We start from the raw sequence: 9407 nt of genomic DNA on the forward strand, positions 1-9407 counted from the left end.
GTTCCGCCCTCGCGGGCGGCGTGCCGCTCAGCGGGCCGTATCCGGCACGCTCGACGTCCTCGCGCGACGCTTCGAGCACGCTCGGCGGACCGCACGCGGCATGTCCCACCCGCTCGAAGACACGCGGTCGGACGCATCCCGCAGGAACCCCTGCCTGGCGTCGGGCGTGTTCCGCCCTCGCGGGCGGCGTGCCGCTCAGCGGGCCTGATCCGGCACGCTCGACGCGCCGGAGCGACGTATTCCGCACGCTCGACGAACCGCACGCGGCGTGTTCCGCCCGCTCGATCTGCCGCACGCTCGACGAACCGCACGCGGCACGTCCCGCACGCTCGACGAACCGCACGCGGCACGTCCCGCACGCTCGACGAACCGCACGCGGCATGTCCCGCACGCTCGACGAACCGCACGCGGCGTGTTCCGCACGCTCGACGAACCCCACGCGGCACGTCCCGCACGCTCGACGAACCGCACGCGGCATGTTCCACCCGCTCGATCTGCCGCCCGCTCGGCGGAACGGGACGGACCCGCGACCAGCCGCGCGCGCCGGACCGCTCAGGAAGCGGGCGCCTCCGGGAGGGCGACCGCGCCGGTCTCTCCGGGGTGCTCGTAGTGGGCACGGACCAGGATCGGGCGGTGGTCGGAGATGCCGGCGGGCAGGGTCTCCACGCCCGCGATGTGCAGCCCCACGCTCGTCGCGAAGTCGAAGTGGCCGGTGAACTTGCGGTAGCGCAGGTACGTCGGCTGGTCGGAGAGCGAGAGGGCGAACCCGTGCTCCTCGATCTTGCGGCGCAGGTTGGTCTGGAACCACGGGTAGTTGAAGTCGCCGACCATGATCGCCGGAGCCTCGGCGGAGAGGTCGCGCACGAACTGGTGCGCCGCCTCGATCTGCTTGCGGCGGAGCGAGTTGGTGGCGGTCAACGGCGACGCGTGGAAGGAGGCGACGATGACCTCGGTGTCGGCCTCGGTGTCCTGCAGGCGCATGGCGATGAGCCGCTCGTGCGCGGGCGAGAGGACCCGGTCGTGGAGGGACTTCTGCAGCGAGTGGATGCTGAAGTCCTGCACGGTGAAGCGGTCATCCCGCGTGTAGATCGCGAGCCCCAGGCGGTTCGTCTTGGTCGAGGCCGCGAGGGACAGCCCGGCGACGCTGGTCGCGAGGTCGTTGCTGTCGCACTCCTGGACGCAGATGACGTCGGCCTCGGAGGCCTCGGCCAGGGCGGCGAGCTCGCCGTTCGCGGTGTGCTCGCGGAGGTTGTAGCTCACGACGCGCAACTCGGTCGGCTGGACAGCCGCGTCGGCTGCGATCGTCCCCTGCTCCTGTGGCCCGGCCATGCTGCCTTCCGTCCTGGGTGTCTCGGTCACCCTGCCGCGCCGACCGTACCCGGCCGTCGCGATCAGTAGCTGTGACCGTAGCGCACCCCGGGTTGCAGGCGTGTGACGAGCGCGGGAACGGGCGGCGGCGGTGCGTCTCGTCCGCCCAGCCGGCACCGGACGAGCCGCCCGACGGCCCCTTGCGGCGGCCGTCGGCACCCCGCGGCGGCCGACGTCAGGTCCGGACGCGCACCCGCGGAGCCGGCCGCACCGTCTCCCCCGCCGTGCGGCTCATCAGCAGGCCCTCCACGCAGGCGACGACGAGCAGTACCGCGATCACCCAGAACGCCACGTCGTACGGGCGGGTGCCGCCGAGTCCCGCAGCCGCCCGGATCGCCACCGCCGCGACGGCGACACCGAAGCCCGCCGCGACCTGCTGCAGCGTCGAGGACAGCGTGTTCGCCGGGGTCATGTCGGCCTGCTCGACGTCGGCGAAGGCGATCGTGTTGTACGCCGTGAAGCCGACCGAGCGCGCGGCGCCGCTGACCACGAGGAGCGCGGCGAGGAGCCAGAACGGGGTGTCCTCGGTCATGAACACCATCGCGACGACGCTGAGGGCCGCGACCGCGCTCGACACGACGATGACCGCGCGGTACCCGAACCACCGCAGGAACGGCGTCGTCATCGGCTTGATGCCGAGGTTCCCGACGAACACCCACAGGACCGCGGACCCGGCGAGGACGGCGGACCAGCCCCAGGCGTCCTGGAACAGCAGCGGGAGCACGAACGGCACGGCGGAGACCGCGAGCCGGAACAGGCTGCCACCGGCGTGCGAGACCCGGAACGACTCGAGGCGGAAGGACTCGAGCCCCATGATCGGGTGCGGCGCACGGCGGAAGTGCCGGATCGCCGCCCAGCAGCAGACCGCCCCGACGACCCCGGAGACGACGACGGCCGGCACGGGGATCTCGTCGAGGGCGAGCAGGGACGCCATCACCACGAGCGCGCCGAGACCGAAGCACGCCAGGAGCGAGCCGAACCAGTCGAACGGCACGCGCTCCGCCGCACGCTCCTGCGGGACGAGCACGAGGGCGGCCACGAACGCGATGACACCGAGCGGGATGTTCACGAGGAAGATCCAGTGCCAGCTGAGGGTGTCCACGAGCACGCCGCCCACGAACGGCGCGATGATCGGCGCGGCCAGGGCGGGCCAGGTCAGGATGGCGATCGCGGTGACGAGCTGCTCGCGGCCGGCGCTCCGGAGCACGACGAGCCGCCCCACCGGGACCATGAGCGCACCGCCGAGCCCCTGGACGATGCGCCACAGCGTCAGGTCGACGAGCCCGGTCGACATCGCGCACAGCGCCGAGGCGACGGTGAACAGCGCGATCGCACCGGCGAACACCGTGCGGGACCCGACCCGGTCGGTGAGCCACCCGCTCACCGGGATGAACACCGCGAGCGTCACGAGGTAGGCGGTGATCGCCACGCCCACCGCGGCGGAGTCCACCCCGAGGTCGCGGCCCATCGCCGGTGCGGCGGTGGCCAGGATGGTGCCGTCGAGGAGCTCCATGAAGAAGGTGCCCGCGACGAGCACGGCCACCGCGGTGCTCCCCCGGCGTCGTGTCGTCGTCATCGTCGTCATCGCTCCGAATGCTATGCCCGCTCGGTTTCCTGCGGGTCCGTGAGGCTCCGTTCAGCCACACGCCGCGGCGGGACCGCCGGCCGACCGGCCGAGCGCGCCACACGCCGCGGCGGGACCGCCGGCCGACCGGCCGAGCGCGCCACCCACCCTCGACCCGACCACCCGCCGGCGGCGAGCCGGGTGGCGGCGGCGAGCCGCGCCTCCCGGCCGACACCCGTGCTGTGCCCCGCGCTGTGCGCCCCGCCCCAGCCTGCGCTGACTACGCTCAGGGCGTGCCCACCCCTGTACCCGAAGCTCGAGGACCCGTCCGGTGAGCCGTACCGACGGCGCCGTCGCCGGGTCGCTGGCGAGCGGCCGGCGCCGCGTGGTGGACCTCGCGACGAGCCTGCCGGTGTGGGCCGCCGTCCTGCTGACCTGGGTCGGCGGACGAGCCCTGTCGACCTCCTGGCTCGCGCTGGCGTTCCCCCTGATGGGTCGGGCCATGCCCGACAACGCGATCTGGGGCAACGGGCACGGGTTCGGGGCGTTCCTCACCGCGTGGGACGGGCAGTACTACGAGACGATCTCGGTGCACGGGTACCCGACGACCCTCCCGCTCGACCAGGCCGGGCACGTCGCCCAGAACGCCTGGGCGTTCCTGCCCGCGTTCCCGTTCGCGATCCGCGCGCTCACGGCCTCGACCGGGCTGCCGTTCGCGGTGGGGGCGCCGCTCGTCGCGCTGCTGGCCGGGCTCGTCGCGACGTTCCTGCTGCACCGCCTCGTGAGCGACCACGCCGGGCACGCCGCGGGCATGTGGGCGGTCTTCTTCTTCGCGTGCGGCCCGCTGTCCTTCCTGCTGCAGGTGGGGTACGCCGAGAGCACGTTCCTCGCCCTGACGTTCGGCGCGCTGCTCGCGCTCGAGCGTCGGCGGTACGGCCTGCTCACCCTGCTCGGGGTGGTCGCCGCGTTCACCCGGCCGGGAGCACTCGCCCTGCCGCTGTTGCTCGGTGTGATCGCCCTGGTGCGGTGGGTCCGGGCGCGGCGGGCCGAGGCCGGCACGGGCGTCCGTTCGCTCGACGCCTTCCCCGTGGCCGAGCGGGTGCGCGTGGTCGCCGCGGGCGTCGTCATGGCAGCCGCGGGTGTCGCGTGGCCCCTCATCGCGTCCCACGTCACCGGGCGGCCGGACGCCTACCTCGAGACCGAGATGTCCTGGTGGGTGAACTTCATCGGCCGGGTCGAGTTCGTGCCGATGTCGCCGTGGTTCCTCATCGCGCTGCGCTGGATCGGCGTCGGCGGCGTGTTCATCGTCGTGTTCCTGCTCGTGGCGTACCCGGTCTGGCTGCTGCGCCGCTCGACCCGACAGCTCGGGCAGACCACGGTGCTGTACTCGGCGGCGTACGCGCTGTACATCTTCGCGGTGTCGCTGCCGATGGCCTCGACGCCGCGGTTGCTCATGCCGCTCGCGCCGCTGTTCGGGTCACCCGAGCTGGTCGCGCGACCGTGGATGCGCTGGACGTTCGTGAGCTGCGCGCTCCTCGGGCAGCCGGTGCTCGTCGCGGTGCTCTGGCTGCTCGGCCCGCCCTGACGCGCGCGGGCGGATGCGCCGCGCACTCCCCCGACGCGACACGGGCGGTTCCTCGGATGAGGAACCGCCCGTGTCTCGTCCTGCGGGCCGGGCCAGCCGGCCGGCCAGGCCAGGCCAGGCCGGGCCAGGCCGGCCGGGTCGCGTCGGCCAGGCCAGGCCGACCGGGTCGCGCCGGCCAGGCCAGGCCGGCCGGGTCGCGCCGGCCAGGCCAGGCCGGCCAGCCCGCCGGGTCGGGCCGGCTGGCCGGGTCGGACCAGCCGGCCCCGCTCCCTAGAGCTCGACCGTCCCGTGGTGCCCCGTGTCGGGCTGGCTCTGCTTGCCCAGCGCGGCCTTGATCGTCTGCACGAGGCTGCCGACCGGCCCGGTGTCCTGCGTCCAGTACTCGACGGAGTCGCCCTCGACGGTGAGGAGGCGGATCGTCGGGTCCTGGCGCCCGTCCGGGAACCAGGCCTCGGCGAACGGCGACCACAGCTCGTCGATGACGGACTCGTCGCGGGTCACGGTCGCGGTGCCGGCGATCGAGAGGTACCCGCCCTGCGACTCGATCGCCACGTTCACGTGCGGGTTGCGGGCGATGTCGTCCACCTTCTCGCTGCCGTCCTGCACCAGGAAGCGCAGCGTCCCGTTGAACGCCTTGTCCTGCACGGCGAGGGGTCGGGCGTGCAGCTGGCCGTCGTCGCTGACGGTGGTGAGCAGGGCGGTGCGTGCGCCGTGGACGATGTCCGAGATGGCTGCGCGGTGGTCTGCCTGCGTGTCGGTCATGATGCTCCTGTTCGTCGTGCGCCCCGTTGTGCTCGACGTCCGGCCGGGCGTACCCGGGCGCGTTCCGTTCCGACCAGTGTGCCCCTCGGTGCTGGACGCGTCCGTCACGGCTCGGTACCGGGCGGGTGCGCCGCCCGGTCGCGCGCGCGTCGCCCTGCGCGTGCCGGTCCGCGCGGCGACTCACGTCGGCCCGTGGTCGCCCACGGCCTGGAGGCTCGGCTCGGCTCCGCCTTCCCACTCACCCGGGTGGGTGGCCGGTGGAGACGCGTGGTCCGGTGTGCGACAACGTCGACGTCGGACGACAGCGGACGTGTCGCTCGGCAGCGGCCGACGACGGCGCGCAGTCGAGACCGCGCGTCCGCGCTCAGGAGGCGGGTTCGCGGATCGTCGTCTCGACGTCGACGACCTGGGGCGCGCGCGGCATCGACGCGAAGCCGAACGCCACGGGCGGGTCGAGCGGGGCGATCGAGCCGAGGGGCTCCCCCGCCCAGGTGCCCGACACCGCGGTGACCTCGTGGGCGCCGGTCACGCCGTAGTACTCGCGGCGGCCTCCGCCCGCGGTACCGGCGGTCGCGGAGCCGGGCGAGACGATCCGCGCGACGGGGTCGATGAGCGCGAGCCAGCGGGGGTCACGGGCGATCGGCTTCGGCACGATGCGGAGCACCCGCCCCAGCGGCGAGATCCGGCCGACGTCGATCGTCGCCTGCAGCGGTCCGGCGTCGAGCTCCAGGCCGCGGGCGGTCCGACGGGACCGGACGTCGACGACGGAGACGGTGTCGAACCGGTAGGTGCCGGACACGTAGGCGGCGACGATCTCGTCCGGGGCGAGGAGCACGCTCGTGCCGTCCGGGTGTTCGAGGAACACGTCGGTGAACGATCCGAAGGGCGAGTCGTCCCACATCCCGACGACGAAACGGATCCCCGACGTCGTCCCGACGCCGAGGATCCGACCGCGGAAGCGTCGTTCGGTGGTCCCGTCTGGTCGCAGCATGGCGCCGACCGTACCCGCGGCAGCCGTGAGCGGCCGTGGCGGACGTGCCCCGGGCCTCCAGGCCGGCGCAGCCCGCGCGAGCGACCGGACCGCCGACCTACGGGACCGGGACCGGCTCCGCGAGCAGCTCGCGCACCCGCGGGGCGACCCGCGTGCCGTAGAGCTCGATCGACCGCATCATGTCCTCGTGCGGCAGGCGGCCGGTGGCGTAGCGCATGTCGAAGCGCGAGACGCCGAGGATCCGCATGTTCCGCGCGATCTTGCGCGCCACGGTCTCGGGCGATCCGACGTAGAGCGATCCGCCGGCCGACAGACCCGCCTGGTACTGCGCGAGGTCGAGGGGCGGCCAACCGCGCTCACGACCGAGCCGGTCGGTGACGGCCTTGTGGTACGGCCAGTAGCGCTCGGCCGCTTCCTCGTCGGTCTCGGCGACGAAGCCGGGCGAGTGCATCGCGATGGGCTGCTGCGGGAGCTCGAGCTGCGCGAGCGCCTGGCGGTACAGGCGCGAGAACGGGGCGAACTGGGCGGGCTGACCGCCGATGATCGCGAGGAAGAGCGGCAGCCCGTAGGACGCCGCACGGATGACCGACTGCGGGGAGCCGCCGACGCCGATCCAGGTCGGGATCGGGCCGTGCTCGAGCTTCGGGAAGACGTCCTGGTCGGTGAGCGAGGCCCGCTTCGTACCGGACCAGGTGACCTTGTCGCCGCCGCGGAGGGCGTTCCAGAGCTGGAGCTTCTCCTCGAACAGGACCTCGTAGTCGCTCAGCTCGTAGCCGAACAGCGGGAACGACTCGGTGAAGGACCCGCGCCCGAGGATGACCTCGGCGCGGCCGTCGGAGATCGCGTCGACGGTGGCGAAGCGCTCGTACACGCGGACGGGGTCGTCGCTCGACAGCACCGTGACGGCGCTGCCCATCCGGATCCGCTCGGTGCGGGCGGCGATCGCGGCGAGGACCACCTCGGGGGCGCTCACCGCGTAGTCCTCGCGGTGGTGCTCGCCGACGCCGATGAAGTCGATGCCGACCTGGTCGGCGAGGACGGCCTCGTCCACGAGCTCGCGGAGCGCCTGCGCCTGGCTGCGCAGCGACCCGTCGGCGCGCTCGGTGACGTCCCCGAAGGTGTCGAGGCCGAGCTGCACCGGACCGATGCGCTCGGGTGCGGGCGGCGGGACGTCCGAGGGACGGTCGGAACCGAATGCGTTGCTCATGGCGCGCCTCCTGATCGATGCGTTTGCATAAACATAGCACGCCGCTCGGCGTACCGACAGCCCCGCGCCCGCACGCAGCACCGCCTGCGAGCCGGTCCGCCGCGCCGCCTGCGAGCCGGTCCGCCGCGCGGCCCGCGACCAGCCCTCCCGGGTACGGTCACGCGCATGCCGAAGATCCCCGACCAGACCGGCCGCCGCATCGTCGTGACCGGCGCGAACAGCGGCACCGGCAAGGAGGCCGCGAAGCGCCTCGCCGCCGCCGGCGCGAGCGTCGTGATGGGCGTGCGCACCCCGTCCAAGGGCGAGGACGCCGCCGCCGAGATCCGCCGTGAGCACCCGTCCGCCGACCTCGAGGTCCGCCGACTCGACCTCGCCGACCTCGCGAGCGTGCACGCCTTCGCCGAGGGGCTGCTCGCCGACGACCGCCGGCCGGACGTGCTCGTCAACAACGCCGGGGTGATGGCGCCGCCCGAGCGCTTCACCACCGCGGACGGGTTCGAGCTGCAGTTCGGCACGAACTTCCTCGGCCCGTTCGCCCTGACCAACCTGCTGCTGCCCGCGCTGCTCGACAGTGCGGGGAACGCACGGCCGCACCCGGGCACGGCACTCCCCCGGGTCGTGACGATGTCGAGCCTCGCCGCCGTGGGCGGCCGCATCCGCTTCACCGACCTGCAGTGGGAGCACGGCTACAACCCGTGGCGTGCGTACGCCCAGTCGAAGCTCGCGGACCTGCTCCTCACCCTCCACCTGCACCGACTGACGGTCGAACGCGGCTGGGCACTGACGAGCACGGCCGCGCACCCCGGCTTCACCCGCACGAACCTGCAGACCGCGGGGCGCTCCCTCGGCCGGTCCCGGCCGGCCCGGTCGAGCGACCGCGCACTCCCCTTCACGCAGGCCGTCGAGCAGGGCACGGAGCCGCTGCTGTACGCGGCGGTCGGCCCCGCAGCGGTCGGCGGCGCCTACTACGGCCCCTCTGGACCGGCGGGCCTCACCGGCACGACGACGACCGCGTCGATCCCGCGGAGCGCGCGCAGCGCCGACCTCGCGCGCTCCCTCTGGGCGGTCGCGGAGGACCTCACCGGCACTCGCGCACCGGCCTGACGACGCGCGGCGCGGCCGGGAGGCGCGGTGCAGGCCCGCCCCGCAGGCTCGGGGACCCGGGTGGGCGCGCGGGCTCAGAACCGCAGGTGGTCCCGCTTGAACGCGGCCTCGACGGACGCCTGGATCGCCTGCTGACCGCGCACCGTGGGGTGCACGTCGTCGGACTGCATCCACGCCGGGTGCCCGCGGAGCGGCTCGCCGATGTCGACGTACGTGCCACCGTCCCGGCGCACCGCGCGGTGCATCGCGTGCGAGATGACCGCGAGCTGCGCAGGCGGCTCCTGCTCGTTCCAGATCGCGCTGAGCCCGACGACCCGGGCGTCCGGCAGCAGACGGTGCACCTCGGCGACGAGCTGGTCGGTGCGGCTCGCGACCACGGCGTCGTCGACCCCGAGGTCGTTCGAGCTCGCCTGGACGAACACGACCTCGGGGCGCAGGTCGGCGGCCCGGCGGACGAGCGTCTGGTATGCGCTCGCGCACTGGTCCTCGTCCCCCTCCGTGACCACGCCGGCGCCGTCGCACGAGAAGTTCGTCAGCTGCCAGTGCTCCTTGCGGGCGAGGGTGGCCGGCCAGGCCTGCTCGGCGCTCAACCCGTGGCCGCCGCTGATCGAGTCGCCGATCACGACGATGCGCTCGCCGCGGGCCTCGTCCCACGGCCGGAGCACGGCGGACGAGTGGGTGGACGACGCGGCGACGGAGCGGTCCTCGGCGCAGCCGACGAGCAGCCCGGTCACCGCGAGGGCCACGGCCCCGACGGCGAGCAGCCGGCGTCGGGGGCGCGTCCGGGGACGCGTGGCGGGGTCGCCGGATCGGCGGGGTGTGGTGG

At 73.9% G+C, this 9407-nt stretch carries 8 protein-coding genes; 2 read left to right on the plus strand and 6 right to left on the minus strand.

All coding sequences use genetic code 11. The features are described 5' to 3' along the window. Window positions 1-552: 552 nt before the first annotated feature. Together BEP24_RS14905 and BEP24_RS14910 are read right to left on the minus strand one after the other, a co-directional pair. Window positions 553-1329: an endonuclease/exonuclease/phosphatase family protein gene (locus BEP24_RS14905; protein ID WP_083230408.1), complete on the minus strand. Its 777-nt coding sequence runs from the start codon at window positions 1327-1329 to the stop codon at window positions 553-555. A 214-nt stretch (window positions 1330-1543) separates the two neighbouring features. Continuing rightward, complete coding sequence (locus tag BEP24_RS14910) at window positions 1544-2953, minus strand: MFS transporter (protein ID WP_083230409.1); 1410 nt, start codon at window positions 2951-2953, stop codon at window positions 1544-1546. A gap of 310 nt (window positions 2954-3263) precedes the next feature. On the opposite strand from BEP24_RS14910, the gene BEP24_RS14915 reads away from it, so the two are divergent. Beyond that, the gene (locus tag BEP24_RS14915; RefSeq protein ID WP_083230410.1) at window positions 3264-4517 is read left to right on the plus strand and encodes a hypothetical protein; all 1254 of its coding nucleotides are present in this window, start codon (window positions 3264-3266) and stop codon (window positions 4515-4517) included. Window positions 4518-4787: 270 nt separating this feature from the next. Here the strand turns inward: BEP24_RS14915 and BEP24_RS14920 are convergent, their stop codons facing one another. From BEP24_RS14920 to BEP24_RS14930, 3 genes are all read right to left on the minus strand, one after another. Next, window positions 4788-5279 (minus strand): pyridoxamine 5'-phosphate oxidase family protein, encoded by a 492-nt coding sequence (locus BEP24_RS14920; RefSeq protein ID WP_065964736.1) that lies wholly within the window; start codon window positions 5277-5279, stop codon window positions 4788-4790. Between the two features lie 364 nt (window positions 5280-5643). Continuing rightward, window positions 5644-6270, minus strand: a complete 627-nt coding sequence (locus BEP24_RS14925) for a hypothetical protein (RefSeq protein WP_065964738.1) — start codon at window positions 6268-6270, stop codon at window positions 5644-5646. A 97-nt stretch (window positions 6271-6367) separates the two neighbouring features. Next, the gene (locus BEP24_RS14930) at window positions 6368-7477 is read right to left on the minus strand and encodes an LLM class flavin-dependent oxidoreductase (RefSeq protein ID WP_083230411.1); all 1110 of its coding nucleotides are present in this window, start codon (window positions 7475-7477) and stop codon (window positions 6368-6370) included. A gap of 165 nt (window positions 7478-7642) precedes the next feature. On the opposite strand from BEP24_RS14930, the gene BEP24_RS14935 reads away from it, so the two are divergent. Next, window positions 7643-8581, plus strand: a complete 939-nt coding sequence (locus tag BEP24_RS14935; RefSeq protein WP_065964739.1) for an SDR family oxidoreductase — start codon at window positions 7643-7645, stop codon at window positions 8579-8581. Window positions 8582-8655: 74 nt separating this feature from the next. Here BEP24_RS14935 and BEP24_RS14940 read toward each other — a convergent pair. Next, window positions 8656-9407, minus strand: a 752-nt coding sequence (locus BEP24_RS14940) for an SGNH/GDSL hydrolase family protein (RefSeq protein WP_141693482.1), incomplete at its 5' end; no start/stop codon positions are given.

It is taken from the genome of Curtobacterium sp. UCD-KPL2560, from assembly GCF_001705035.1.
Lineage (GTDB): Bacteria > Actinomycetota > Actinomycetes > Actinomycetales > Microbacteriaceae > Curtobacterium.